The sequence below is a fragment of the Nocardioides sp. B129/18 genome, from assembly GCF_055282735.1.
Genome location: NZ_JBUZJI010000028.1, coordinates 1 through 25,124 on the forward strand (window position 1 = coordinate 1; position 25,124 = coordinate 25,124).

Annotated in this window: 21 protein-coding genes and 1 tRNA gene; 11 read left to right on the top strand and 11 right to left on the bottom strand. The window is 72.9% G+C overall.

The window, feature by feature from the left end:
* The 6 genes from ACZDWJ_RS16645 to ACZDWJ_RS16670 form a co-directional block, all read left to right on the top strand.
* Window positions 1–1,287 (top strand): ABC transporter substrate-binding protein (locus tag ACZDWJ_RS16645; protein ID WP_463522722.1); only part of this gene is annotated, 1,287 nt, incomplete at its 5' end.
* Window position 1,288: 1 nt separating this feature from the next.
* Entirely contained in the window at window positions 1,289–3,325 is a 2,037-nt protein-coding gene (locus ACZDWJ_RS16650) for a branched-chain amino acid ABC transporter permease (RefSeq protein WP_463522724.1), read from the top strand.
* On the top strand, window positions 3,306–4,184 hold the full coding sequence (locus ACZDWJ_RS16655; protein WP_463522726.1) for an ABC transporter ATP-binding protein: 879 nt from the start codon (window positions 3,306–3,308) through the stop codon (window positions 4,182–4,184). The genes ACZDWJ_RS16650 and ACZDWJ_RS16655 overlap by 20 nt, the downstream gene beginning before the upstream one ends.
* The gene (locus tag ACZDWJ_RS16660) at window positions 4,181–4,888 is read left to right on the top strand and encodes an ABC transporter ATP-binding protein (RefSeq protein ID WP_463522728.1); all 708 of its coding nucleotides are present in this window, start codon (window positions 4,181–4,183) and stop codon (window positions 4,886–4,888) included. The genes ACZDWJ_RS16655 and ACZDWJ_RS16660 overlap by 4 nt, the downstream gene beginning before the upstream one ends.
* Window positions 4,885–6,618 carry a hypothetical protein gene (locus tag ACZDWJ_RS16665; protein WP_463522730.1) on the top strand — a complete coding sequence of 578 codons (1,734 nt, stop codon included), beginning with the start codon at window positions 4,885–4,887 and terminating at the stop codon, window positions 6,616–6,618. The genes ACZDWJ_RS16660 and ACZDWJ_RS16665 overlap by 4 nt, the downstream gene beginning before the upstream one ends.
* Window positions 6,619–6,661: 43 nt before the next feature.
* Window positions 6,662–7,231 (top strand): hypothetical protein, encoded by a 570-nt coding sequence (locus tag ACZDWJ_RS16670; protein WP_463522732.1) that lies wholly within the window; start codon window positions 6,662–6,664, stop codon window positions 7,229–7,231.
* A 34-nt stretch (window positions 7,232–7,265) separates the two neighbouring features.
* On the opposite strand, the gene ACZDWJ_RS16675 is transcribed toward ACZDWJ_RS16670, so the two are convergent.
* The 3 genes from ACZDWJ_RS16675 to ACZDWJ_RS16685 all read right to left on the bottom strand — a co-directional run bounded on the left by ACZDWJ_RS16675 (window position 7,266) and on the right by ACZDWJ_RS16685 (window position 11,971).
* Window positions 7,266–8,513, bottom strand: a complete 1,248-nt coding sequence (locus tag ACZDWJ_RS16675) for a DUF4032 domain-containing protein (RefSeq protein ID WP_463522734.1) — start codon at window positions 8,511–8,513, stop codon at window positions 7,266–7,268.
* Between the two features lie 31 nt (window positions 8,514–8,544).
* Window positions 8,545–9,990 carry an FAD-binding oxidoreductase gene (locus ACZDWJ_RS16680; protein WP_463522736.1) on the bottom strand — a complete coding sequence of 482 codons (1,446 nt, stop codon included), beginning with the start codon at window positions 9,988–9,990 and terminating at the stop codon, window positions 8,545–8,547.
* A gap of 130 nt (window positions 9,991–10,120) precedes the next feature.
* A complete protein-coding gene (locus tag ACZDWJ_RS16685) occupies window positions 10,121–11,971 on the bottom strand; it encodes a glycoside hydrolase family 13 protein (protein ID WP_463522738.1) in 1,851 nt (616 codons plus the stop codon).
* Window positions 11,972–12,046: 75 nt separating this feature from the next.
* On the opposite strand from ACZDWJ_RS16685, the gene ACZDWJ_RS16690 reads away from it, so the two are divergent.
* Complete coding sequence (locus tag ACZDWJ_RS16690) at window positions 12,047–12,754, top strand: SDR family NAD(P)-dependent oxidoreductase (protein ID WP_463522740.1); 708 nt, start codon at window positions 12,047–12,049, stop codon at window positions 12,752–12,754.
* A gap of 160 nt (window positions 12,755–12,914) precedes the next feature.
* On the top strand, window positions 12,915–14,327 hold the full coding sequence (locus ACZDWJ_RS16695; protein WP_463522742.1) for a dicarboxylate/amino acid:cation symporter: 1,413 nt from the start codon (window positions 12,915–12,917) through the stop codon (window positions 14,325–14,327).
* 37 nt (window positions 14,328–14,364) lie between these two features.
* Here the strand turns inward: ACZDWJ_RS16695 and ACZDWJ_RS16700 are convergent, their stop codons facing one another.
* Genes ACZDWJ_RS16700 through ACZDWJ_RS16710 form a run of 3 tightly spaced genes read right to left on the bottom strand, consistent with a single transcriptional unit; the run spans window position 14,365 to window position 16,857 of the window.
* On the bottom strand, window positions 14,365–15,147 hold the full coding sequence (locus ACZDWJ_RS16700) for a MerR family transcriptional regulator (RefSeq protein ID WP_463522744.1): 783 nt from the start codon (window positions 15,145–15,147) through the stop codon (window positions 14,365–14,367).
* Between the two features lie 49 nt (window positions 15,148–15,196).
* On the bottom strand, window positions 15,197–16,030 hold the full coding sequence (locus ACZDWJ_RS16705) for an ABC transporter permease (RefSeq protein ID WP_463522746.1): 834 nt from the start codon (window positions 16,028–16,030) through the stop codon (window positions 15,197–15,199).
* Entirely contained in the window at window positions 16,030–16,857 is an 828-nt protein-coding gene (locus ACZDWJ_RS16710; RefSeq protein ID WP_463522748.1) for an ABC transporter ATP-binding protein, read from the bottom strand. Before ACZDWJ_RS16710 ends, ACZDWJ_RS16705 begins: the two co-directional genes overlap by 1 nt.
* A 112-nt stretch (window positions 16,858–16,969) precedes the next feature.
* Here ACZDWJ_RS16710 and ACZDWJ_RS16715 point away from each other — a divergent pair.
* Window positions 16,970–17,042 (top strand) — tRNA-Thr (locus ACZDWJ_RS16715).
* Between the two features lie 466 nt (window positions 17,043–17,508).
* On the opposite strand, the gene ACZDWJ_RS16720 is transcribed toward ACZDWJ_RS16715, so the two are convergent.
* Window positions 17,509–17,718, bottom strand: a complete 210-nt coding sequence (locus tag ACZDWJ_RS16720; RefSeq protein ID WP_463522750.1) for a hypothetical protein — start codon at window positions 17,716–17,718, stop codon at window positions 17,509–17,511.
* Window positions 17,718–18,593 carry a pyridoxal kinase PdxY gene (gene pdxY, locus ACZDWJ_RS16725; RefSeq protein ID WP_463522752.1) on the bottom strand — a complete coding sequence of 292 codons (876 nt, stop codon included), beginning with the start codon at window positions 18,591–18,593 and terminating at the stop codon, window positions 17,718–17,720. The genes ACZDWJ_RS16720 and pdxY overlap by 1 nt, the downstream gene beginning before the upstream one ends.
* Window positions 18,594–18,771: 178 nt before the next feature.
* On the opposite strand from pdxY, the gene ACZDWJ_RS16730 reads away from it, so the two are divergent.
* Together ACZDWJ_RS16730 and ACZDWJ_RS16735 are read left to right on the top strand one after the other, a co-directional pair.
* A complete protein-coding gene (locus tag ACZDWJ_RS16730; RefSeq protein ID WP_463522754.1) occupies window positions 18,772–20,400 on the top strand; it encodes a GMC family oxidoreductase in 1,629 nt (542 codons plus the stop codon).
* The gene (locus ACZDWJ_RS16735) at window positions 20,397–21,974 is read left to right on the top strand and encodes a succinic semialdehyde dehydrogenase (protein WP_463522756.1); all 1,578 of its coding nucleotides are present in this window, start codon (window positions 20,397–20,399) and stop codon (window positions 21,972–21,974) included. The genes ACZDWJ_RS16730 and ACZDWJ_RS16735 overlap by 4 nt, the downstream gene beginning before the upstream one ends.
* Window positions 21,975–22,107: 133 nt before the next feature.
* Here ACZDWJ_RS16735 and ACZDWJ_RS16740 read toward each other — a convergent pair whose 3' ends face one another.
* Genes ACZDWJ_RS16740 through ACZDWJ_RS16750 form a run of 3 tightly spaced genes read right to left on the bottom strand, consistent with a single transcriptional unit; the run spans window position 22,108 to window position 25,120 of the window.
* Window positions 22,108–22,893 carry a dioxygenase family protein gene (locus ACZDWJ_RS16740; RefSeq protein WP_463522758.1) on the bottom strand — a complete coding sequence of 262 codons (786 nt, stop codon included), beginning with the start codon at window positions 22,891–22,893 and terminating at the stop codon, window positions 22,108–22,110.
* Between the two features lie 29 nt (window positions 22,894–22,922).
* Entirely contained in the window at window positions 22,923–23,615 is a 693-nt protein-coding gene (locus tag ACZDWJ_RS16745; RefSeq protein WP_463522760.1) for a uracil-DNA glycosylase, read from the bottom strand.
* Entirely contained in the window at window positions 23,612–25,120 is a 1,509-nt protein-coding gene (locus ACZDWJ_RS16750) for an SDR family NAD(P)-dependent oxidoreductase (protein ID WP_463522762.1), read from the bottom strand. Before ACZDWJ_RS16750 ends, ACZDWJ_RS16745 begins: the two co-directional genes overlap by 4 nt.
* Window positions 25,121–25,124: the final 4 nt, after the last annotated feature.

Sequence of the window (25,124 nt, forward strand, 5' to 3'; positions counted from 1 at the left end):
CGGCTCCAGGCCGACGACCGCCTGCGCAAGGTGAGCTTCACCGGCTCCACCGGCAGCGCCGCGGGCTCCGGCAGCGGATCGGGCAACGGCGCAGCGGCGGGCGGCACCGCCGCCAACGGCGCCACCGGCGGCAAGGCGGCCGGCGACTGCACGGGCTTCAAGAACGGCCCCGGCATCACCGACTCGACGATCACCATCGGCAACTCCAGTGACATCTCCGGTCCCGTGCCCGGTCTCTTCGAGGCATCTCAGGATGCGGTCAAGGCCTACGTCGCCTACTTCAATGCCACCAACCCCAAGGGCATCTGCGGGCGCAAGCTCGCGCTGAAGGCCTACGACACCCGCACCGACGCCGGCGCCGACCAGGCCAACTACGCCGACGGCTGCACGAACGTCTTCGCGATGGTCGGCTCGCAGTCGGCCTTCGACTCCGGTGGCGCGGCCACCTCCGACAAGTGCGGCCTGCCCGACATCCGCACGGGATCGGTGACGGCCGCACGTGTCAACAGCAAGACGGCGTACGGAGCGCAGTCGACGGTGCCGAACCAGTTCGAGAACGCCGTGCCCGACTACGTGAAGAAGAACTTCCCCCAGGCCGCGAAGAAGGCCGCGATGCTCTACGTCAACGCAGGGGCGGCCGCCGAGAACGGCAAGATCCAGGCCAAGGCGATGAACGCGCGCGGCATGAACTTCGTCTACGTGCAGGGCATCGAGGTCTCGGAGTTCAACTACTCGCCGTTCGTCCAGCAGCTGAAGGACAAGGGCGTGCAGTACGTGCAGATGATCGCCGCCACGCCGCAGTTCGTGCGGCTGGCCCAGGCGATGAAGCAGCAGAACTACAAGCCGCAGGTGCTGATGTTCGACCCCACGGCCTACACGCCCGACTTCATCTCCAGTGGCGGTGCGGCCGTCGAGGGCGCCACGGTGTTCCTCAACTTCACCCCCTTCGAGGAGGCGAGCAAGAACGCGGAGCTGGCCACGTACCTCAAGTGGCTCAACCAGGTGAAGCCCGGCGCGAAGCCCACCTTCTTCGGCGTCTTCGCCTGGTCCGCGGCGCGGCTGTTCGTCGAGCAGTCGATCGCGCTGGGCGGCAAGCTCAACCGGGCCAGCCTGCTGGCGTCGGTCGGCAAGGTCACCAACTGGACCGCCAACAACCTGCACTCCAAGCAGTACGTCGGCCCGCGGCGCACCGGCGACGGCTGGCGCTTCATCCAGGTCAAGGGCGGCAAGTGGGTGCCGGTGGGCGGCACCGCCTACAACTACGCCGGCGTCACCACGGTGCGCTGAGATGACCAGCTTCATCGCGTTCACGATCTTCGGGCTCTTCAGCGGCGCGGCCTACGCCATCGTCGCCTCCGGCCTGACGCTGACCTACACGACCACACGGGTGTTCAACATCGCCCACGGCGCGCTCGGCATGCTCATGTCGTTCGTGTTCTGGGACGTCTCGGTGCGCCAGGGGCTGCCGGCGTTCCCCGCGCTGCTGGTGGTGGTGCTCGTGATCGCGCCGGCGCTGGGCTGGTTCATCCAGCGCTTCATCGCCCGCGGCCTGGGAGACGCCCCGGTGTCGGTGTCGCTCGTGGTCACCGTCGCGCTGCTGGTGGCCTGCATCGGCTTCGCGCAGCAGTTCTGGCCGGCCGAGGACCCCCGCACCGTCGCGCCCTTCCTGCCGGAGGTCTCCATCACGGTGGCCGGCACGATCATCTCCGCGCACCAGATCATCACGGTGCTGCTCTCCGTCGCCGTCGCGGGCGGCCTCTTCGTGCTCCTGACGCGCACCCGCGTCGGCACCGCCATGCGGGCGTCGGTGGACAACCCCGAGCTCCTCAAGCTCTTCGGCGGCAATCCCGAGACCGTCGCCGCGCTGTCGTGGGCGATCGGCACCTCGCTGGCGGCGCTCGGCGGCATCCTGCTGGCCTCCCAGGTCGGCCTCGACTACTACCAGCTGACCCTGCTGGTCATCAGCGCGTTCGCCGCGGCCGTCTTCGGCCGGCTGAAGTCGCTGCCGCTGACCTTCGCCGGCGGCATGGCGCTGGGCCTGGCCGAGGCGTACGCCAAGGGCTACCTGCCCACCGACGGCCTGATCAGCAAGGTCGGCGGCGTCATCGCCCCGCTGTTCCTCTTCGCCGTCGTCATCGCGATGCCCCAGACCCAGCTGCGCATCGGCCAGGTCAAGGGCATCGTCACCGTGCCGGTGCCCTCCCTGGGTCGCTCCGCCGCCTGGGCGGGGGCCCTGCTGCTCGTCGTCGCGCTGTTCACCGCCGGGATGAGCGAGTCGAATCTGCTGCTGGTCGGCTACGCCGCCACCTACGCGATCGTGATGCTCTCGCTCGTGCTGCTCACCGGCTACGGCGGTCACGTGTCGCTGGGCCAGTTCACCTTCGCCGGGGTCGGGGCCCTCACCTACGCCAAGATCGACGAGCCCAACCTGGGCGGTCTCCTGATCTCCGCCCTGGTCGCCGGAGCCGTCGGAGCGCTGGTGGCGCTGCCGGTCATCCGGCTCACCGGCCTGTACCTGGCGCTGGCGACCCTGGCCTTCGCGGTGCTGATGGACAAGCTGGTCTTCCAGGCCGACTTCGCCTTCGGCTTCGGCGGGGCGCTGACCGCTGAGCGCCTCTCGCTGCTGGGCACGCAGGTGGAGTCGACGCAGGCCTACGTGCTGGTGATGGTGGTCTTCTTCGCCCTCACCGCCATCGCGCTGCTCGCGCTGCGCCGCGGCGTCCTCGGCCGGCTGCTCATCGCGCTGCGCGACAGCCCGGCCGCCTGCGGCACCCTGGGCCTGGACGCCCGCTGGTTCCGCGTCGGCCTCTTCGCGCTCTCGGCGACCATCGCCGGGCTGGCCGGCGGCCTGTTCGCCGGGTTGCGCGGCACCATCGGCGCCAACGACTTCCAGTTCTTCTCCAGCCTGACGCTGCTGCTCTTCGCCGTGGTCTTCGGCGTCACGTCGGTCACCGGCGCCCTGCTCGGCGGCATCGGGCTGATGGAGCTGCCGGTGCAGCAGTCGGAGAACCCCGGCATCGCCGGCCTGCTGTTCATGGCGATCGCGATCGCCGCGATCCTGCTGGCCCGCAACCCCAACGGCATCGCCTCGTTCCTCTTCCGGCTCGGACACCTGCTCGAGCAGCGCTACGGCACCCGGGTGCGCGCCCGCATCCCGATTCTGCCCACCCTCAACCAGCAGAGCCGGATCGACGGCGAGCCAGGCGAAAGCACCACGGAGATGAGTGACCTGCTTCATAGTGGACCGCTGGAGGGTCACCTGCACGACCAGGCCGACGATCGCGACGGAGAGGGGAGAGGAACCCATGTCCCTGCTCGAGGTTGACCACGTGGTCGTCCAGTTCGGCGGCGTCACGGCCGTCAACGAGGCGTGCTTCAGCGCCGACGCTGGACGCGTCACGGGCCTGATCGGCCCCAACGGCGCCGGCAAGACGACCTGCTTCAACGTGATCTCCGGGCTGCAGAAGCCCACGCGCGGGAAGGTCTGGTACGACGGGAGGAACGTGTCGCGGCTGCCGGTGCACCGCCGCTCCAAGCGGGGCGTGGGGCGCACCTTCCAGCGGCTCGAGGCGTTCGGCTCGCTGACGGTGCGCGAGAACGTGCGCGTCGCCTACGACATCGCCACCGGCGCCAGGGGCCTGGCGCGCCGCTCGACCGCCGACGTCGACTTCCTGCTCGAGCGGGTCGGCATCGCCGCCTACGCCGAGGAGCGCGCCGACTCCATCCCCACCGGCACCGCGCGGCTCCTGGAACTGGCGCGCTGCCTGGCGGGCTCGCCCCGGCTGCTGCTGCTCGACGAGCCGTCCTCGGGGCTGGATGAGACCGAGACCGACGCGTTCGGCGAGCTGCTGCGCGACCTCGCCGCCGACGGCGTCGGGATTCTCATGGTCGAGCACGACATGGATCTGGTGATGGGCGTGTGCGACGAGATCCACGTCTTGGACTTCGGGTCGGTGATCGCGTCGGGCGAGCCGGCGGCGATCCGCACCGATCCGCTGGTGCAGAGGGCCTACCTCGGCTACTCCGACGTCGACGACCCCGCCTTCGACTCCGGCCTCGACCCGGCCGTCGCGCACGCGGGGGAGACCACCCTCACCGACATCCCGGCCTACGGCATGGACGACGACACCACCGTCATCTCCGCCGTCGGCGAGCCCTGGACCCCGCGCGGAGGTGCGCTGTGAGCGTCCCGATCCTGGAGGTCGTCGACCTCCACGCCGCCTACGGCCGCATCGAGGTGTTGCGCGGAGTGGACCTCGCGGTGCCGCGCGGTGCGGTCATGGCGCTGCTGGGCCCCAACGGCGCCGGCAAGTCGACGCTGGTCAAGGTGATCTCGGGGCAGAAGAAGCAGACCTCGGGCGACATCCACCTCGCCGGCGTCCACGTGCGCGGCGCGGCCACCGAGGACCTCGCGCGGCTCGGGCTGTGCACGGTGCCGGAGGGCCGCTCGGTGTTCCCGAACCTCACGGTGCAGGAGAACCTGACGCTGATGTCGTACGCGGGGGTCTCGGCGGAGGCCGTCCTGGAGACCGCGTTCGCCTACTTCCCGCGGCTGCTGGAGCGGCGCGGTCAGCTGGCCGGGACGATGTCGGGTGGTGAGCAGCAGATGCTGGCGATGTCGCGGGCGCTGGCCTCCGACCCCGCGCTGCTGCTGCTCGACGAGCTCTCGATGGGCCTGGCGCCGCTGATCGTGGAGGAGCTCTACGAGACGGTCGGGCGGATCGCCGCCTCGGGCGTCTCGATCCTGTGCATCGAGCAGTTCGCGCGCACCGCGCTCAAGGTGGCCGACTACGCCGCCGTCATGTCGGGCGGGCGCGTGGTCGCCACGGGAGAGCCCGGCGAGATCCTCGAGACCATGTCCGACGTCATCCTGGGAGGGGCGGCATGACGCACATCCACCACGGGGGCGCTCGGCGCCTGCGACGCGGGGCCGCCGCGCTCGGCGCCTGCGCGCTGCTCGGCGCCACCCTGCCGCTGGGCGGGGCCGCGAGCGCGGCCGCCCGCTCCGCCGACGGCGACACCCCCGCCGGGCCGGGCTTCTCCGGGTTCTCCTCCTCCACGGTCGCCGCGCCGATCAAGGTCGAGATCTTCGAGCCGACCATCCCGATCCCGGCCAGCCCGCAGGCGGAGTTCAGCCTCGGGTACTCCAAGGTGCTCGCGGACTCCTCGGGCTCGAAGGGACGCGCGAGCTTCCTGTGGCCCGGCGACGCCGTGGGCGAGGGCCTCAAGACGATCCTCGAGCAGCTCGGCCTCCCGCAGGCGCTGATCGGCCCGATCGCCGCTCAGGGCTACCCCGTGCAGGTCAACTCGGGCTTCCCCTCCGGCGACGCCGAGCAGACCAACGAGCGGCTGCCCGGCTCGGTGATGCGCACCAAGGCCACGCAGTACACCACCTTCGCCAAGACCGGCTTCTCCACCGACTGCGACGTGCAGGACCCCACCGGCTCCGCGGGCGACGACACCGCGAAGGGCTCAGGCGGCTCGGGCGGCTCGGGCGGCTCCGGCAGCCCGCTCGACGGCCTCACCTCGCTCGTCGGCGGGCTCTTCGGTCCGACGACCCCGGCCCCCGCGAGCGGCGACGGCAAGGACGACGCCGGCAAGGACACCACCGCCTGCCAGCTGCCCGCGCAGCTGGCGGCGATCGTCGACCTCGGCGGATACGTCGCCTCGTCCCAGACCACCAGCTCCACCGGCGTCGGCGCCCAGGTGAAGGCGATCTCGCGGGCCTCGCTCGGCGACATCAGCGTCCTGGGCGGCCTCGTGACGCTCTCCGGCCTGACCTCCACCGCGGTCGCCACCGGCGACGGCGGCAAGCCGGTGGCCGGTGGCCACGCCAGCTACGGGATCCTGACGATCGCCGGCCTCCGGTTCCGCATCGGCCCCGACGGCCTCGAGGCCGCCGGCCAGCAGCAGAAGGTGCCCGGGCTGCCGTCGGCGCCGACGGCGTTGCTGAAGGCCTTGGGCATCACCCTCGAGACCCCCGGTCGCGTCGAGACGCGCGACGGCGGAAAGCTCACGGTGACGTCCGAGGCGCTGCGGCTGACCCTCGACACCGCGCCGCTCCTGAAGGTCCTGAAGCTCCTGCCGCTCTCGACGATCCTCAACCCGATCGCCAACAGCCTGCCCACGCAGGCCGGCCCGCTGAAGTCGCTGCTGCTCTCCATCCCCGAGCTCGCGCCGAAGATCGTGCTCCACCTCGGCTACGCCACCTCGACCCTGGAGACCGTGCAGGGCGTCGACATCCCCGGCGTCGACCCGGGCGCGGGCGGCGGCACCGGCACCTCGAGCGGCGGCGTCACCGGCGGCACCGGCACCGGCACCACCGACGGCCCGACGGCCGGCGGCGGCACCGGCTCCACCGACGTCCCGGCCACCACCGACCCCGGCTCCACCTCCGCCGGTGGCGGCGGCGACGTCCCCGGCGAGCTGCCGCCCACCGTCGAGGCGGCCGGCCTCCCGAAGCTGTTCTCGATCCCGGGCCTGCTGATGGCCGGCGCGCTCCTCGGCGCCTTCGTCATCGGCAGCGTCGTGCGGCGCATGGGCCTGGCCGTCCTCGGCGGCGGTGGCGCCTGCGCCCACGGCCTCGAGAGCGGCGTCCCCGACCTCCGCAGGGCCTGAGCCCCCGACCCCGACGACCACCCCCCTCACCGAAGGGCCCGCCATGACCGCGATCCAGAACCCCGTCCCCGCCAGCGGCTCCCGCCTGGGCGCCGGCGCCGGCGCCCCGCTGCCCCGCGCGGGCGAGCGTGCCGGCAACGGCGTCGCGCCGCTGCGCAACAACAACGTCCAGCTGCTGCAGGTCGTGCTGTTCTGGGCCGGGGCGATCCTGCTGCCCCTCGGCCTGGTGGTCATCGTGCTCGGCTGGTACGGCGCGGCCAACACGCCCTACCAGTACGACCAGCTCTCCTACCTGGTCTCCGGCGGCCTGCTCGGGCTCGGCCTGACCTTCGCCGGCGGGTTCCTCTACTTCGGCGCCTGGCTGGCCCGGATCGCCGACGACAACCGGGAGTCCTCCAAGCGGCTGGCCGACACCCTCCTGGTGCTCGCCGACATCACCTCGCGCAACGCCTCGCTCAACGACGCCGGGGTCGACGTCGGCGCCCTGCCGGTCGTGGCCGGCGACAACACCACCGTGCACCGCCGCGACTGCGCGCTCATCGCGCACCGCGAGGACCTCCACCCCGCCGGCGACGCCCCCGGCCTGGTGGCCTGCCGCGTCTGCCGTCCCTGACGCCTGCCGGTCAGCCGGTCAGCCGGTCAGCCGATCAGTCGGGGGTGCCGGTCTCGGGCGCGGCGAGCACCTCGACCGGGCGGTCGGCGAGGTGCCGGGCCACGTAGTCGCGGGCGGTCTCGAACAGGTCGACCTCGCGTCCGGCCCGCTCGGAGAGGTACCACCGGTGCACCAGCACCTCGTGGAAGAGCTCGGCCGGCTCGAGGCGTCCCTGCGCCTGCGGGGGCACGAGCGCGGCGAGGCGGTCGTAGACCTCCCGACGCCACCGCTCGGCGACGACGCGCCGGTCGAGGCCGCCGAGGTCGAAGGTGGCGGTGAAGGCGGCGATGTCGTTGAGCAGCCGCCGCGCCTGGCCGTCCTCGACCATCAGGCCGGTGAGGGCCTGCAGCTCGCGGGCGTGGTGGCCCAGCTCGACGACGCGGGGACGGATGCGCACGGCGTCGCCGTCGAGGTCGGTGACGATGTCGAGCTCCTCGACGTCGAAGCCGAGGTCGTTGAGCCGCTCGATGCGCTGCTCGATGCGCCACATCTCGTCGGTGGAGAACTCCTCGGCGTCGGTGAGCTCGGCCCACAGCTCGCGATAGCGACGCTGCAGCAGCTCGACCAGCTCCGTGCCGTCGACGTCCTCGCCCACGGCGCCGCTGGCCTGGAGGTCCATCAGCTCGGCGAAGACGTTCTCGCAGCCGAGGTCGACGTCGTAGGCGCGCAGCGGATCGGAGAGCGCCTCCTTCAGCTCGCTGGTCTCGGCGTCGACGAGGTAGGCGGCGAAGGCGCCGGCGTCGCGCCGGAAGAGCACGTTCGAGAGCGAGACGTCGCCCCAGAAGAGGTCGGCCAGGTGCACCCGCACCAGCAGCACCACCAGGGCGTCGACGAGCAGGGGCAGCTGGGCGGCGGTGCCGCCGTGGGTGAAGACGGTGCGGTAGGGCAGCGAGTAGCGCAGGTGCTCGGTGACCAGCGCCGCGGGGAGCGGCTCGCCCTCGCGCGTCGTGCGTCCGGTGACGACGGCCTGCGGCAGCACCGCCGGCAGGCCGAGGCGGTGGACGTCGCGCAGCACGCGGTACTCCCGCTCGGCGTTGATCGCGGTGGTCTCCTTGACCGCGTAGACGGCCTCGCCGAGTCGCACGATGCGCACGACGTGGCGCGAGAGGCCGCGCGGCAGGGGCACGACGACGCGCTCGTCCCACTCCTCCAGCGGCACGTGCCAGGGCAGCGTCAGCAGGCGCGGGTCGGGCCGGTGGGCCTGCACCCGCAGTCCGGTGCGCTCCTCGCCGCCGCTGGTCATGTGCGGAGCGTAGGGCTCCGCGGGGCCGGTGTCAGGGGTGGTCCTGTCCGGGCCGGCCCGGGGGCTGGCTCGGGGGCCGGCTCGGGGGAGCGGGCAGCGACGAGCCGGGGTTCATGATCCCGAGCGGGTCGAAGGCCTCGCGCACCCGCTGCATCATCCGCAGCGCGACCGGATCGAGCTCGCGGTGCAGGTAGGGCAGCTTGAGGCGGCCGATGCCGTGCTCGCCCGACAGCGTGCCGCCCAGCGCGAGGGTCTCCTCGACGACGGCGTCGAACGCCGCCTGCGCCGCGGCGCGGGCGGCCTCGGCGTCCTCGCGCACCAGCACCACCGGATGCAGGTTGCCGTCGCCGGCGTGGCCGAAGGTGCCGATGGTGACGTCGTGGCGCCGGGCGACGTCGGCGATGGCCGCGATCAGGGCTGGCAGCCGCGAGACGTCGACCGCGACGTCCTCGAGCAGCGGCAGGCCCTGACGCTCGAAGGCCTCGTAGGCCAGGCGGCGAGCCTGCAGCAGCGCGGTGCCCTCGGCGGGGTCGGTGGTGGCGAAGCAGGCGCTGGCGCCCGCGGCCGTGCAGACGCCCTCGACCGCCGCCGCGTCGGCCTCCAGGGCGCCGTCGTCGGGCACCTGGACGAGCACGAGCGCGGCGGCGTCGAGGTCCAGGCCCATCGGCGCGAGCGCCTCGACCGCGCGCAGGGTGGCGGCGTCCATGATCTCCAGCAGGGTGGGCGGCGCGGGCCGGTCGCGCAGGGCGACGACGGCCTCGCCGGCCGCCGCGAGGTCGTCGAAGTAGGCGACGACCGTGGCCACGCGCGTCGGCGCGCTGGTGAGCGCGAGGGTGGCGCGGGTGACGACCCCGAGGACGCCCTCGGAGCCCACGATCAGCCGCGTGAGGTCGAGGCCGGCGACGCTCTTGGGCGCGCTGTGGCCGGTGCGCATCACCTCGCCGCCGGGCAGCACGACCTCGAGCTCGCGCACCCAGTCGCGGGTGACGCCGTAGCGGATGCAGCACAGGCCGCCGGCGTTGGTGGCGATGTTGCCGCCGATGCTGCAGAACGCCGAGCTGGCGGGGTCGGGCGGGTAGAGCAGCCCGGCGTCGGCCGCCTGCTGCTTCACCTCGCCGTTGAGGATGCCGGCGCCGACCCGCATCAGCCGGTCGGCCCGCTCCAGCACCGGCTCGGGACGCAGCCGGTGCGTCGAGAGCACCAGCGCCCCGTCGACGGCGTTCGCCGCGCCCGTCAGCCCCGACCCCGCGCCCCTCGGCACCACCGGCGTCCGGTGCTCGGCCGCGAGCTCGAGCACGTGCCGCACCCCGTCGACGTGATCGGGCGCCACCATCGCCAGCGGCGTCCCGTGCGGCACCCACGGCGCGCGGTCGTGGCTGTAGGCCGCCAGCACGTCGGCGTCGGTGACCAGCGGGATGTCCTCGCCCAGGCGTCCGCGCAGGGCCGTCACGAGCGGGTGGGTCGTCGTGGTGGTCATGAGGTCGATCATGGCGCGGGGGTGGGGGCGGCCGGGGTGAAGGTTTCAGCGGCTGACCGCCGAACCTTCCGGTTGGCGTTCGAACCTTCGAACGCCAACCGTGCGTTTCAGCGGTTGGCCGCCGAATCCTTCACGCCTCGCCCGCCGACCCCAGCCGCCAGATCTCGACGCCGACGCCCCCGGCGGGCAGCGTGAGGACGCCGTCGCGGGCCACGAGGTCGGCGGGGGAGTGCTCGGTGCCGAGGACGGCGGTGGCCCCGCCGGCCCCGAGGAGCCCGGCGGGCAGGTCGACGGCGTCGCCGGGAGCCCGGCGAGCGAGGACGAGCAGCGTGCCGGTGGGGTGCTCGCGCAGGAACGCGACGGCGTCGTCGTCGGCGAGCACCCAGCGCAGCCCGCCCCAGACGAGCGCGGGGTGCTCGCGGCGGGCGGCGGTGAGGGCGGCGTAGGCCGCGAGGGTGTCGGTCTCCCAGGTCTCGGGCCGGTCCCAGGGCATGGGACGTCGGGAGTCCTCGCCGAGCACCCCCTGCAGGCCGATCTCGTCGCCGGCGAAGACCATCGGGACGCCGGGGAGGGTGAACTGCAGGCCCGCGGCGACGCGCTGGCGCTCGGGGCTGCCGGCCAGCGTGCGGATGCGGGCGGAGTCGTGGGAGCCGAGGATGTTCCACGACTGCGCGGCGGCGCGGAAGCCGTAGCGGGCGGCCCACTCGCGCAGGGTCCGCACCACCAGTCCGCCCGGGCGCACGGCCACCGGCAGCGGGCGTCCGAAGGCGCGGGCGGGGGAGTCGGGGTCGCGCAGCCACGACCACACCGGCCAGGAGAAGCCGGAGTAGTTCATGGTGCCGTGCCAGCCGTCGCCGTCGATGTCGCCGGAGGCGTCGTGGTTGTGCTCGCCGATCACCCAGGCGTCGGGACGCTCGGCCGTGGCGGTGGCGCGGACGGCGCGGGCGGTGTCGTGGTTGACGTCGAGGGCGCCGAGGCGGCCGGTCATGTTGGCGACGTCGATGCGCCAGCCGTCGACCTCGAAGGGCGGGCGCAGCCAGCGCGCCACCACCGACTCATGGCCCTCGACCATCGCCGCGCGCAGCCCGGGGTCGGCGAGGTTGAGCTTGGGCAAGGTGTGGTGGCCCATCCAGGTCTCGTAGCCGCCGTCCTCGCGCAGGTGGTACCAGGTGCGCGTCGGGCCGCCCTCGCGCGCGGTGCGGAACCACTCGTGGGTGTCGCCGGTGTGGTTGGTGGTGAGGTCGCCCAGCAGCCGCCAGCCGCGCGCGTGGACGGCGTGGGCGAGCCGGGCGTAGGCCTCGTCGCCGCCGAGCAGCGGGTCGACGCCGTCGAAGGTCGAGGCGTTGTAGCGGTGGTTGGACTCCCCGGGGAAGACCGGCGTCGTGTAGAGCACCGAGACGCCCACGCGGGCGAGATGGTCGAGGTGCGCGACGACGCCGTCGAGGTCGCCGCCGAAGTACTGCAGCGGCGTGCGCGGGTCGGAGCCCTCGAAGACCACCTCGTCGTCCCAGGCCGCGGGCACCGCCCAGGCCGGGGTCGGCCGCGCGTCGGCCGCCGCGGACCGAGCGAAGCGGTCGGGGAAGATCTGGTAGACGACCGCCTCGCGTCCCCAGGTCGGAGCCGGGGCGTGGGTGGTGACGACGAAGTCGTGCGCGTCGGGCACGTCGTGCTCGGCGACGCCGGCCGCGGTGAGCCAGCGCTGCTCGGCGCCGTGGGCGAGCAGGAAGCGGTAGTGCGTGACGGGGTTGTGCACCGGGAGCGTGGCCTCCCACCAGACGACGTGGGCGTCGCGCGAGGCCACGCGGGCCTCGTGGAAGACCGGCTCGGCGTCGTAGGCGGTGCGCAGCCACACGGCGTCCGGCTCGGCCAGGGCCGAGGTGCGCACCCGCACGGTGACGACGTCGTCGAGCGCGGGCGCGTCGTCGGAGAGGTAGAGGGGCGAGCCGTCGTGATGCGGATCGTGGAGCAGGTGCGCGGGCATGGCGTCACTGTGCCCGATGCAGGTCTCGCTCCGGTTTCGTTGTGCCGGAGTTAGAACGTGTTCTACATTCGCGCGGTGACCCGCATCGTCGTCGTCACCGGTGCCGCCTCCGGCATCGGTCACGCCACCGCAGCCCTGTTCCGCGACCTCGGCGAGACCGTCTTCGGCCTCGACATCGCCCCCACCGTCCCCGAGGGCGTGACCTACGTGGAGTGCAACGTCGGCTCCCGGGCCTCCGTCGACGCCGCCATCGCCCGGTGCGCCGAGGGCGGACGCATCGACGTGCTCGCCAACGTCGCCGGCATCGTGCAGTTCGGCCACTTCGCCGAGATCACCGACGAGGAGTGGGACCGCGTCCACGCCGTCGACCTCAAGGGCCCGTTCATGCTCATCCAGGCCGCGCTGCCCCACCTGCGCGCGGCCGGCGGCAACGTCGTCAACGTCTCCAGCGTCGCCGGCAACAAGCCCCAGCCCTACGCCGCCGCCTACTCCGCGGCCAAGGGCGGCCTGACGATGCTCACCCGCTCGCTGGCCCTCGAGCTCTCCCCGCTGGGCATCCGCGTCAACGCCGTGTGCCCGGGCACCGTCGACACCCCGATCGTCTCCCAGGTGGCCGAGATCTTCCCGCCCGACCTCGACCACCGCGTCGCGGACCGGCTGATGATGATGCTGCCCGGTCCCGCGATCAGCCCCGCCGAGATCGGCTCCTCGATCGTCTACCTCGCCTCCGAGGAGGCCCGGATGATCACCGGCACGGTGCTCGCCTTCGACGGCGGCATGTGACCGGCTGCTGATCAGCTGCTGATCGGCGCCGCCGATCGCGGTCGATCGGCGGTCCCGCGCACGGGTGCCCCGCATCACGGAATCCCGACGGGCCGGGGCCGGTTGTCGCCAGGTGGCCCTGACTAGACCAGTCGGGGCGCCTGATCGAGGAGGATCCCGCGTGAGCTCACCCCACTCCGCATCCGACGCGGCACCGGACGCAGCACCCGACGCCGCGACCACCGAGGCGACCCGCCACGGACGCCGCCGCCTGCCCCGCGTCCCGTTCTGGGCGCAGATCCTCGGCGGCCTGGTGATCGGCGTCGTGCTCGGCGCCGTCGTCCGCGCCTACGACGTCGGCTGGCTGGGGGAGACCCTCTCGACCGTCGGCGACACCTTCGTCTCGCTGCTGCGCACCGTCGTCGTCCCGCTGGTGTTCTTCGCGATCGTGGTGAGCATCGCCCGCCTGCGCGAGGTCTCCAACGCCGCCCGCCTGGCCGCGCAGACCCTGCTGTGGTTCGCCATCACCGCCGCCATCGCGGTGACGATCGGCATCGTCCTGGGCCTGCTCACCGACCCCGGCCTGCACACCAGCGTGTCCCGCGACGCCGCGGCGGCCCCGAGCGGCTCCGGCTCCTGGACCGACTTCCTGAACGGCCTGGTTCCCGACAACTTCCTCGGCCTCTCCGCCAGCCCCGACGGCGCCGGCGGCGTCTCGGTCGACTTCAACGTCCTGCAGATCGTCGTCGTCGCGCTCCTCATCGGCGCCGCGATCCTCAAGACCGGCGCGAAGGCCGAGCCGTTCCTGGCGATCTCGGAGTCCTTCCTCGCCGTCATCCAGACCGTGCTGTGGTGGATCATCCGCCTCTCGCCGCTGGGCACCCTCGGCCTGATCGGCAACGCCGTGGCCACCTACGGCTTCGACGCCATCGGCCCGCTGGCGGTCTTCACCGTCGACGTCTACGTCGGCTGCGCGATCGTCCTGCTCGTGGTCTACCCGGTGCTGCTGCGCGCCCACGGCCTCAACCCGCTGCGCTTCTTCGCCGGCGCCTGGCCCGCGCTGCAGCTGGCCTTCGTCTCGCGCTCCTCGGTGGGCACGATGCCGGTCACCCAGTACGTCACCACCCGCAACCTCGGCGTCCCGCGCGAGTACGCCTCCTTCGCCGTGCCGCTCGGCTCGACCACCAAGATGGACGGCTGCGCGGCGATCTACCCGGCGCTCGCGGCGATCTTCGTGGCGCAGTTCTTCGGCGTCGACCTCGGCTTCTCCGACTACCTGCTCATCGCGTTCGTCTCGGTCGTCGGCTCCGCGGCCACCGCGGGCCTCACCGGCGCCGTCGTCATGCTGACGCTGACGCTCACCACCCTGGGCCTGCCGCTGGCGGGCGTCGGCCTCCTGCTGGCCGTCGATCCGATCCTCGACATGATGCGCACGATGACGAACGTCGCCGGCCAGGCGCTCGTCCCGACGATCGTGGCGGCCCGCGAGGGCATCCTCGACCGCGAGGTCTACGACAGCCAGCAGGTGGGCGACCCCGTGGCCGACGCCGCCCACGGCGCCGACGACCGCGAGCTCGCCCCCGCCGGGGCCTGAGCCCGGCCGACCGACCCCGAGGCCCCCTGACCCACGGTCAGGGGGCCTCGGCGCGCTCGATCATCGTCCAGCCCCGCCAGCCGCGCTCCTCGAGCAGCTCGATCAGCCGCCGGGCCGAGGGCATCGACTCCAGGAAGACGGTGTCGAGCAGCCGGACGAGTGCGGGGTCGAGCTCCGCGAGCTCGGGGTCGGCGGTGTCGGCCTCGAGGTAGGCAGCCTCGATGCCGGCGGAGATCCGGTCGGCGACGGTCGTCAGGCGGGGGTCGTCGGGCTCGGCGTCGATGATCTCGTCGAAGTCGAGGTAGAGCCCGCGCAGCACCCCGTCGTCGAACTGCTGGTGCTTGGTGCGCATCATCGCGTCGACCAGCCGCGGCTCGATCTGCGCGGCGATCATGATCCAGGAGTCCCGCTCGACCTCGACGAGCCGTTCGCTGAAGCCCTCCTGCCGCAGCCGCTCCAGGTAGGAGATGACGCTCTCGGGCAGCGCCAGGCTCTCCCCGGCCGCGAGCCGGGCGATGCGCCGGCGGTGCTGCTGCAGCGTGCGCACCTCGCGGCGCAGGCGGCGGTCGATCTCCTCGACCGCCGCCGCGAACTCCTCGGGGGAGGCCCGCAGCAGCTCCTCGACGCGCGCCAGCGGGACGCCGGCCTCGGCGAGGGTGCGGATGCGGATCAGGTCGGCCACGGCCACCGCGTCGTAGCGGCGGTAGCCGGAGTGGTCGCGCTCGGGCTCTGGCAGCAGGCCCGTCGCGTGGTAGTGCCGTACCGCGCGGACGGTGACCCCCGCGTGCCGGGCGAGCTGGCTGATGGTCAGCGCGGGCATGGGCCCACGCTAGACCTCGCCGAGCCTCCCGCCCGGCCGCTCGGGCCGCTCACGCGAGCCGTCGCCGGTAGACGCGCAGGGCCAGCGCGACGGCCACCACCAGCAGGCCGGCGCACCAGGCGAGGGCGACCCAGGCCTGGTCGCCCACCGGCGTCCCGGCGAGCAGCGCGCGGATCGCGTCGGCCAGCGACGTCACCGGCTGGTGCTCGGCGAACGCGGCCACCGGCCCGGGCATGGAGTCGGTGGGCACGAACGCCGAGCTGAGGAAGGGCAGCAGCAGGAGCGGGTAGGCGAAGCCGCTGGCGCCGTCGGGCGTGGAGGCGGTGAGGCCGGGGATGACGGCGAGCCAGGTCAGCGCGAGCGTGAAGAGCGCCAGCAGGCCGACGACGGCCAGCCACGCGAGCACGCCCGCGCCGGAGCGGAAGCCCATGAGCAGGGCGACGCCCACCACCAGCACCAGCGAGATCGCGTTGGCCACCAGCGAGGTCAGCACGTGGGCCCACAGGATCGCCGAGCGCGGCACCGGGAAGGTCCAGGTGCGCTCGACGACGCCGCGCTGCACGTCGAGGAAGAGCCGGAACGCGGTGTAGGAGATGCCCGAGACCACGGTGATCAGCAGGATCCCCGGCAGCAGGTAGTCGACGTACTCGCCGGTGTCGGCACCGGCCTGGATGGCGCTGCCGAAGACGTAGACGAACAGCAGCAGCATCGCCACCGGCATCAGCGCGGTGGTGATGATCGTGTCGGGGCTGCGGGTGACGTGGCGCAGGGATCGGCCGAGCAGCACCCGGACGCCGTGCACGGACTCGGCAAGGCTGATCCGGTCGAGGTCGGCGTCGCGGTCGGCGTCGGGGCGGTTCTCGGTGTGAGCAGTGGTGGTCATCAGGACTCCTGCGTGGTGAGCGAGGTCGTGAGCGAGGCGGTGAGGGAGGTGCGGCCGCCCACGACGGCCAGGAAGACGTCCTCGAGGGAGGGCTGACGCTCGACGCGCTCGACCTGCGCCGGGGGCAGCAGGGCGCGCAGGTCGGCGAGGGTGCCCTCGACGATGATCCGGCCGCCGTGGAGGATCGAGATCCGGTCGGCCAGGCGCTCGGCCTCCTCGAGGTACTGGGTGGTGAGCAGCACCGTCGTGCCGCCGGCGGCCAGGCGCTCGACGGTGCGCCACACCTCCTGCCGCGCCTCGGGGTCCAGCCCGGTGGTGGGCTCGTCGAGGAAGAGCACCGCCGGCTCGCCGATGAGGCTCATCGCGATGTCGAGGCGGCGCCGCATGCCGCCGGAGTAGGTGGACGCCGCCCGGTCGGCGGCGTCGACGAGGTCGAACCGCTCGAGCAGCGCGGTGGCGACGCCGCGGGCGTCCGGCTCGCGCCGCAGCCGGGCGACGAGCTGGAGGTTCTCCCGGCCGGTGAGGATCTCGTCGACCGCGGCGAACTGGCCGGTGAGGCTGATCGTGCGCCGCACGGCGACGGGGCGCTGCACGACGTCGAGGCCCTCGACGAGCGCGGTGCCGGCGTCGGGGCGCAGGAGGGTGGCGAGGATGCGCACGAGCGTGGTCTTGCCGGCGCCGTTGGAGCCGAGCAGGGCGTGGACGCTGCCGCGTCGGACGGTGAGGTCGACGCCGTCGAGCACGCGGTTCTCCCCGAAGGATCGGGTGAGGCCGCGCACCTCGAGGGCGGGCCCGGTGTGGGATGTGGTGTCGGGGGTGGTGGTCATGTCGACCAGCGTCGAGGGCTGACGCTGCGTCAAGGTCAAGCCGGATCCGGCGCCGGTGCGTCGCGGCGGTGCTTCTACGATGAGCGCGCCCGGCGCGCAGGCGCGGGGCGTCGCCGCGTTAGCTCAGTTGGCAGAGCATCCGCCTTGTAAGCGGAATGTCGGGAGTTCGATCCTCCCACGCGGCTCCGTGTCGTCGGCCCGCCGGGATGTCGGCGGCGTGCGAGATGGTCGTGGCATGGCGATCTGCGAGGCCTGTGGTGCTGAGCTGCGACGACGGCATCAGGTGCGTTGCTGCAGCAACGCCTGCCAGGCGCGAGCTCGGCAGGCGCATCTGGTCCGAGCCTGGCTCGAGACTGGCGAGGCCTGGGTCGACAGCAAGGCGGGCCACGACGTCCGGCGGCACATCGCAGACGAGCAGGCTGGCCTCTGTGCGATCTGCGGTCGCGACATGTCCTGGGAGGGCAAGCCTCTGGTCTTCATCCTCGACCATGTGAGTGGAGACGCAGAGGACAACCGTCGGGCGAACCTTCGTCTGATCTGTCCGAACTGCGACTCGCAGCTGCCTAGCTACAAGGCCCGCAATCGCGGACGAGGGCGGGCTTCTCGCCGCGCACGCGCGGCGAGTGAGGCGACGGCTGGCCAAGCCTGGTCTCAGCCCCGGTGGCGACGTGCCCCGCCGTCGTAGGTCCACCCGACGTCGTAGGGCGCGTAGACCAGGGCGGGGAAGTCGCGCGGCACGTGCGCGTCGACGAAGGCGCGGGCCTCGTCCTCGCTGCCGAGCACCGCGACGACCGGCTCGGGGGCGTCCTCGGCGTCGTCGAGGACGAGCCACACCTGCGTCGAGCGGCTGCGGGCGCGCATCAGCGCACCTGGCGCGGCTCGACGGTGCGCGGCGGGTCGGCGAGGGCGTCCTGGGCCTCGATGAGGCGGATCTCGCGGGTGCCGGCGGCGATGGTGGCCTCGAGCACGGCGAAGACCGACGCCGTCGTGCGGGCCAGGGCCTCGGCCGGCGAGCCGGTGCTGCGCAGGTGCGCGAGGTAGAGCGCGGCGGTGACGTCGCCGCAGCCGTTGGGGGCGATCGGCAGCAGCGGCGTCGTGACCGCCCAGGCGCCGGCGTCGGAGACCGCGAGCACCTCGAGGTGGCCCTCGGGCACCTCGTCGTGCAGGACGGAGGTGACCAGCACGTCGCGCGGACCCCGCGCCCGCACGGCGTCGACGGCCTCGAGCACCTCCGCGCGGGTGCGGCTGCCGCCCTCGCCGTCGGGTCCGCGGTGGCGTCCGGCGAGGAAGTCGAGCTCGAAGTGGTTCGGGGTGACGACGTCGGCCTGCGGCACCACGACGTCGCGCAGGAACTCCGGGATGCCGGGCCGCACGAACATGCCTCGGCCGACGTCGCCCATGACGGGGTCGCAGCAGTAGACGGCGTCGGGGTTGAGCGCCTTGACCCGCGCCACGGCGTCGACGACGACCTGTCCCACCGCGGGGTCGCCCTGGTAGCCCGACAGCACGGCGTCCGCGGTGCCGAGCACGCCGCGGTCCTCGATGCCGGCGATCACCTCGCGCACGTCGGCCGGGTCGAGCACCGGCCCGCGCCAGGCTCCGTACCCGGTGTGGTTGGAGAAGTGCACCGTCAGCACCGGCCACACCTCGTGGCCCAGCCGCTGCAGCGGGAAGACCGCCGCCGAGTTGCCGACGTGGCCGTAGGCCACCGAGGACTGGATCGAGAGGATGCGCACCAGGTCATTCTCGGGGCTGTGGGTGGTTCGTGGCGCGGGGGTGGGGGCGGCGGGCCGCGCAGTTTCATCGGTCAGCCGATGAAACTTCCCGAGCCCCTCCGCTCGAAAACTAGAACCTGTTCCACCAATGCCCTACTGTGGTCCCCGACACATTCCGCGGGTATGCAAGAGGTTCGCCATGGCCACCACCCAGTCCAGCGAGGCCGACTACGTCGTCGTCGGCTCCGGCAGCTCCGGCGCGACGATCGCAGGCCGGCTCGCCGAGTCCGGCGCCAGCGTGATCGTGCTGGAGGCCGGCAAGAGCGACGAGCAGTTCCTCGTCAAGAAGCCCGGCATGATCGGCCCGATGCACGCGGTGCCGCAGCTCAAGCGCACCGTCGACTGGGGCTACTACTCGGTGCCCCAGAAGCACATCCTCGACCGCAAGATGCCCGTGCCGCGCGGCAAGGTGCTCGGCGGCTCGAGCTCGATCAACGGCATGGTCTACGTCCGCGGCAACCGCGCGAACTTCGACTCCTGGGCCGCGGAGGGCAACGAGGGCTGGGACGCCGACTCCGTCAACGCCGCCTACCGGCGCCTGGAGGACTACGAGGGCGGCGCTGATGAGTACCGCGGCGAGGGCGGCCCCATCCGCGTCACGATCAACCAGACGCCGCAGGAGGGCTCGCTGCAGTTCCTGCAGGCCACCTCCGAGGTCACCGGCTGCCGGATCCTCGACGACTACAACGGCGCCTCCCAGGAGGGCGTGGGCCGGATGCAGCAGAACGCCGCCGGGGGCCTGCGCTACTCCGCCTCGCGCGGGTTCATCCACCACCTCGCGCCGCCGACGCTGGAGGTGCAGACCGAGGTCCAGGCGCTCAAGGTCGTCATCGAGGGCGGCCGCGCGGTCGGCGTCCTGGTGCGCGACAAGAAGGGCGGGACGCGCGTCGTGCGTGCGGGCAAGGAGGTCGTCCTGTCGGCCGGCTTCGTCGGCTCCGCACAGCTGCTGATGCTCTCGGGCATCGGCCACGCCCAGCACCTCAAGGACCACGGCATCGACGTCGTCGCCGACCTGCCGGTGGGCGACAACCTCCACGACCACCTCTTCCACGCGCTGACGTTCCACACCACCGCCTCGAAGAACAAGGGCACCGCGCCCTACTTCGCCAAGGGCGTGGCCAAGGAGGTGCTGCGGCCGGGCTCGACGTTCCTGGCCAACTCCGTCTTCGAGGTGCTGGCCTTCCTGCAGACCTCCCAGGCGCAGGCCGGCGTCCCCGACCTGCAGCTGCACCTGCTGCCGTGGGCCTACCCGGCGGGCAACCAGGACGAGCCGATCCGCCACGAGGTCGACAAGGTCCCCTCGCTGACGGTGCTCACCACGCTCATCTACCCGCGCAGTCGGGGGACGCTGCGGCTGGCCTCGGCGGATCCGCTGCAGGCGCCGCTCATCGACCCGCAGTACCTCGCGGAGCCCGAGGACCTCCAGCTGCTGGAGGAGGGCACCGGCCTGGTGCGCGAGATCTTCGCCAGCCCGGCGTTCAAGGGCTCGATCCTACGCGAGGCCCACCCCGGGCCGGCCGTCACCGGCGACGCCCTGCGTCAGACCATCCTGAACCGCGCGACGTCGGTCTACCACGGCGTCGGCACCTGCCGGATGGGCGTCGACGAGCTCGCCGTCGTCGACCCGCAGCTGCGGGTGCGTGGCGTCGAGGGACTGCGCGTGTGCGACGCCTCGATCATGCCGTCGATCACCGGCGGCAACACCAACGCGCCCGCGTACATGATCGGCGAGCGCGGCGCCGACCTCGTCCTGGGGAGGACCCGATGACCCTCGCCCCGCAGCGCCTCAACCGGCCCGCCAGCGTCACCCCCGAGCTGCTCGAGCGGCTCGTCGCCAAGGTGGCCTCCGACGGCTCGCGCACGCCCTGGCCGCTGACGGAGGTCTACAGCGGCGAGGTGCTCGTCGAGCTGCCGCAGTCGACGCCGGCCGACATCGAGCGCGCCTTCGCCGAGGCCCGGGCGGCCCAGCGCCTGTGGGCCGCGACCCCGGTCAAGGACCGGCTCGCGGTCTTCAAGCGCGCCCACACCCTGCTCATCGACCACGCCCACCAGACCGCCGACCTCATCCAGGTCGAGAGCGGCAAGAACCGGCGGATGGCGATCGAGGAGACCTGCGACCCGCCGATGGTGATGAGCCACTACCTCAAGCGGGCCGAGAGGCTGCTCGCGCCGGTCAAGCGCGGCGGCCCCGTCCCGCTGGTGAGCTCCTCCACCGAGATCCGCGTGCCCAAGGGCGTCGTCGGCATCATCGCGCCCTGGAACTTCCCCTTCGCCACGGGTCTCTCCGACGCGATCCCCGCCCTCATGGCCGGCAACGCCGTCGTCGTGAAGCCCGACAACAAGACCGCGCTCTCCCCGCTGTTCGGCATCTCCCTGCTCGAGCAGGCCGGGCTGCCGCGTGGGCTGTTCCAGGTGGTCTGCGGCGAGGGCCCCGACGTCGGCCCGACGCTCATCGACGAGGCCGACTACGTCATGTTCACCGGCTCCAGCGCCACCGGCCGCGTCATCGGCGAGCGCGCCGGGCGCAACCTGATCGGCTGCTGCCTCGAGCTCGGCGGCAAGAACCCGATGATCGTGCTCGACGACGTCGACGCCGAGGAGTGGGTGCGCGGCGCGCTGTTCGGCGTCTTCGGCAACACCGGCCAGATCTGCATGCACATCGAGCGGATCTACCTGCCCGACTCCCGCTACGACGAGCTCAAGGCCGCCTTCGTCGCGGCCACCGAGGCCCTCGACATCCGCGCCTCCTACGACTTCGGCCCCGATCTCGGCTCTCTGGTCTCGCCCGACCACATGGCGCGCGTGGCCTCCCACGTCGAGGACGCCGTCGCGAAGGGGGCCACCGTCGTCACCGGCGGACGTCCGCGCCCCGACCTCGGGCCGGCGTTCTTCGAGCCGACCATCCTCGAGGGCGTCACCACCGAGATGCAGTGCGGCGTCGTCGAGACCTTCGGCCCCGTCGTCGCCCTGCACCGCTACCGCACGGTCGACGAGGCCGTCGCCCTGGCCAACGACACCGAGTACGGCCTCAACGCCTCGGTGTGGGGCCGCGACGTCGACCGCGCCGTGGCCGTCGCCGGCCGCATCGAGGCCGGCAACGTCAACGTCAACGACTCCCTCGCCACGGCCTTCGCCTCCAAGGGCACGCCCTCGGGCGGGGTGAAGACCTCCGGCGTCGGCGCCCGCCACGGCGACCAGGGCCTGCTGAAGTACACCGACGTGCAGAACCTCGCGGTGCTGAAGAAGCAGGTCATGGGCGCCCGCCCCGGGCAGGACTACGAGGACTACGTGAGGTCGATGCTCTCGGGGCTGAAGATGATGCGGCGGCTCGGGATCCGCTGAGGCGGCCGTGAGCCAGAAGTTCCCCGGCTGACCGGGGAACTTCTGCGAGATGCGTGCATCTGACACTGCTTTCCACAGAAGTTCCCCTGACCAATCGGCCCGTCGTCCCCAGGGACGACGGGCCGCGTCGGGCTCAGGCCACCTGCAGGGACCGCTTCGAGAGCCCCATCCAGAAGCCGTCGATGCGCTGCTCGCCGGGCTCGTCGGGGGCGGTGGCCGCGCCGAGGGTGACGAACAGCGGCGTGTAGTGCTCGACGGTGGGGTGCGCGTAGGGCAGGCCCGGCGCGAGCTCGCGGTAGTTGGCCAGGGCGTCGACGTCGCCGGCCGCCAGGGCCTCGGCGGCCCAGGCGTCGAAGTCGCTCGACCAGCCGGGCGCGGGGGCGTCGATGCGGAACTCGCGCAGGAACGGCAGACCGTGGGTGAGGAAGCCCGAGCCGATGATGAGCACGCCCTCGTCGCGCAGCGGACGCAGGCGCGCGCCGAGCTGCAGCAGGCGGCCGGGGTCGTGGGTGGGCAGCGACATCTGCAGGACGGGGATGTCGGCGTCGGGGTACATGATCCGCAGGGGCACCCACGCGCCGTGGTCCAGGCCGCGCGAGGCGTGCTGGTGCACCGGCTCGCCCGCGGGCATCATCGCGGCGATCCGCTGCGCGAGCGCGGTGGCGTCGGGCGTCTCGTAGGTCATCCGGTAGTACTTCGCGTCGAAGCCGCCGAAGTCGTAGACCAGCGGGGCGCCGCTGGCGGTCAGGCTCACGGGCGCGGACTCCCAGTGCGCGCTGACGATGAGGATCGCCGTCGGGCGGGGGAGGTCCTGCGCCCAGGCCGCGAGCTGGCCCGACCACAGCGGGTCGTCGAGCAGCGGCGGCGCGCCGTGGCCGATGTAGAGGGCGGGCATCCGGCCCGTGACGTCCTGGGTCATGATCACTCCAACTGGTTGAAGGTTGAAGTTTATTCCAGGGGGAGGTCCCATGTCAGCGGTTCGGCGCCCTGCTCGACCAGGAGGGCGTTGACGCGGCTGAAGGGCCGCGATCCCAGGAAGCCGCGGTGCGCCGAGAGCGGCGAGGGATGGGCCGAGGCGACGTGCGGCACCGCGCCCAGCATCGGCGCCAGCGACTGCGCGTCGCGGCCCCACAGGATGGCCGCCAGCGGCCCGCCGCGCTCGACCAGCGCCTGGATCGCGCACGCGGTGACGTCCTCCCAGCCCCTCCCGCGATGCGAGGCCGGCTCGCCGGGGCGCACCGTCAGCACCCGGTTGAGCAGCATGACGCCGGCGTCGGCCCAGGCGGTGAGGTCGCCGTGCGGCGGGGGAGTGACGCCGAGGTCGTCGCGCAGCTCGGCGTAGACGTTGGCCAGGCTGCGCGGGATCGGACGCACCGAGCGCTCCACGGCGAAGCTCAGGCCGATCGGGTGCCCCGGCGTCGGGTAGGGGTCCTGCCCGACGATCAGCACCCGGACGTCGGCGAGCGGACGCTGGAAGGCGCGCAGGATCCGATCGCCGGCCGGCAGGTAGGAGCGCCCGGCGGCGATCTCCTCGCGCAGGAAGCGCCCCATCTCGCCGATCCGGTCGTCGACGGGAGCCAGGGCCTCGGCCCAGTCCGGGGCGACCAGGCCCTGCTCGACGAGGCCGGCGAGCGCGCTCACCATGGCGAGACGACGTAGTCCTTGAGGAAGCAGCCGAGCAGGTCCTCGCCGGCCTCTCCGCGGACGATCGGGTCGTAGACGCGGGCCGCGCCGTCGACGAGGTCCAGCGGGGCGTGCCAGCCGTCGCCGGCGTGACGCAGCTTGTCCTGGTGCGGACGCTCGTCGGTGATCCAGCCGGTGTCGACGGCGGTCATGAGGATCCGGTCGGTCTCGAACATCTCGCCCGCCGAGGTGCGGGTGAGCATGTTGAGCGCCGCCTTGCTCATGTTCGTGTGCGGGTGGCCGGGGCCCTTGTAGCGCCGGGAGAACTGGCCCTCCATCGCCGAGACGTTGACGACGTAGGCGCGCCGCGCGCCGGCCTGCACCGCCGCCCGCATCGCCGGCCGCAGCCGCGAGACGAGCAGGAACGGCGCGGTCTGGTTGCACAGCTGCACCTCGAGCAGCTCCAGCGGGTCGACCTGGTCGACGACCTGCGTCCAGGAGTTCGTGGTCTGCAGGTCCGGCAGCAGGCCCCCGGCGTCGACGGCCGTGCCGTCGAGGTGCGCGGCGAGCGAGGCGTGGCCGGCCTTGAGCGCCAGGGCGGTGATCGTCGCGGCGTTGTGGTGGGCCAGCGCGGCCTCGGGCGACTCCCCGTCGTGGTGGGCGACGGCCTCGGTGGTCAGCGCGCCGGCGATGGCGGCGGGGTGGGCCTCGGAGATCCGGTCGAAGGTGATCATCTCCGGCAGGCGGACGCCCTCGGGCAGCGGCGCGCCCTCGGCCTCGACCAGGCGCGAGTACGCACCGGGTGTGCGGCGGACGGTCTGGCAGGCGTTGTTGATGAGGATGTCGAGCGGACCGTCGGCGGCGACCTCGTCGGCCAGCGAGATCACCTGCGTGGGGTCGCGCAGGTCGATGCCGACGACCTTGAGCCGGTCGATCCAGTCCGCGGCGTCGGGCAGGCCCGCGAAGCGACGCATGGCGTCGTGCGGGAAGCGCGTCGTGATCGTGGTGTGCGCGCCGTCGCGCAGCAGCCGCAGCGCGATGTGCATGCCGATCTTGGCGCGACCGCCGGTGAGCAGCGCGCGCCGCCCGGTGAGGTCGGTGCGCTGGTCGCGCTTGGCGTGCGACATCGCCGCGCACGAGGGGCACAGCCAGTGGTAGAAGGCGTCGACCAGGGTGTAGTCGGCCTTGCAGATGTAGCAGCCGCGGGGGTTGAGCAGCTCGCCCGCGAACGCGCCGGGAGCCGTCGAGACCAGCGGCAGCCCGGCGGTCTCGTCGTCGATGCGCAGCGCCGAGCCGGTGGCCGTCGCCTCGGTGATCGCGCGGTCGTGGGCCAGCTCCTCGGCGCGCTTGGTGAGCTTGCGCTCCTTCTTGATCGCCTTGTACATGTGCGCGGCCGCCCGCTTGACCGTGACGTGGTCGGGGTGGTCGTCGGGCAGGTGGTGCACGACGGCGAGCACCCGCAGGGTCGCCTCGAGGTCGGCGGGGTCGAGGCCGGGGCCCGGTGCGGAGGGGGTGCTGCTCACCGGC

Excerpts from the sequence above, each read along its gene's own strand:
- ACZDWJ_RS16650 (WP_463522724.1), top strand. The coding sequence starts at position 1,289 with ATGACCAGCTTCATCGCGTTCACGATCTTCGGGCTCTTCAGCGGCGCG.
- ACZDWJ_RS16655 (WP_463522726.1), top strand. The coding sequence starts at position 3,306 with ATGTCCCTGCTCGAGGTTGACCACGTGGTCGTCCAGTTCGGCGGCGTC.
- ACZDWJ_RS16665 (WP_463522730.1), top strand. The coding sequence starts at position 4,885 with ATGACGCACATCCACCACGGGGGCGCTCGGCGCCTGCGACGCGGGGCC.
- ACZDWJ_RS16670 (WP_463522732.1), top strand. The coding sequence starts at position 6,662 with ATGACCGCGATCCAGAACCCCGTCCCCGCCAGCGGCTCCCGCCTGGGC.
- ACZDWJ_RS16675 (WP_463522734.1), bottom strand. The coding sequence starts at position 8,513 with ATGACCAGCGGCGGCGAGGAGCGCACCGGACTGCGGGTGCAGGCCCAC.
- ACZDWJ_RS16680 (WP_463522736.1), bottom strand. The coding sequence starts at position 9,990 with ATGACCACCACGACGACCCACCCGCTCGTGACGGCCCTGCGCGGACGC.
- ACZDWJ_RS16685 (WP_463522738.1), bottom strand. The coding sequence starts at position 11,971 with ATGCCCGCGCACCTGCTCCACGATCCGCATCACGACGGCTCGCCCCTC.
- ACZDWJ_RS16700 (WP_463522744.1), bottom strand. The coding sequence starts at position 15,147 with ATGCCCGCGCTGACCATCAGCCAGCTCGCCCGGCACGCGGGGGTCACC.
- ACZDWJ_RS16705 (WP_463522746.1), bottom strand. The coding sequence starts at position 16,030 with ATGACCACCACTGCTCACACCGAGAACCGCCCCGACGCCGACCGCGAC.
- ACZDWJ_RS16710 (WP_463522748.1), bottom strand. The coding sequence starts at position 16,857 with ATGACCACCACCCCCGACACCACATCCCACACCGGGCCCGCCCTCGAG.
- ACZDWJ_RS16720 (WP_463522750.1), bottom strand. The coding sequence starts at position 17,718 with ATGCGCGCCCGCAGCCGCTCGACGCAGGTGTGGCTCGTCCTCGACGAC.
- ACZDWJ_RS16730 (WP_463522754.1), top strand. The coding sequence starts at position 18,772 with ATGGCCACCACCCAGTCCAGCGAGGCCGACTACGTCGTCGTCGGCTCC.
- ACZDWJ_RS16735 (WP_463522756.1), top strand. The coding sequence starts at position 20,397 with ATGACCCTCGCCCCGCAGCGCCTCAACCGGCCCGCCAGCGTCACCCCC.
- ACZDWJ_RS16740 (WP_463522758.1), bottom strand. The coding sequence starts at position 22,893 with ATGACCCAGGACGTCACGGGCCGGATGCCCGCCCTCTACATCGGCCAC.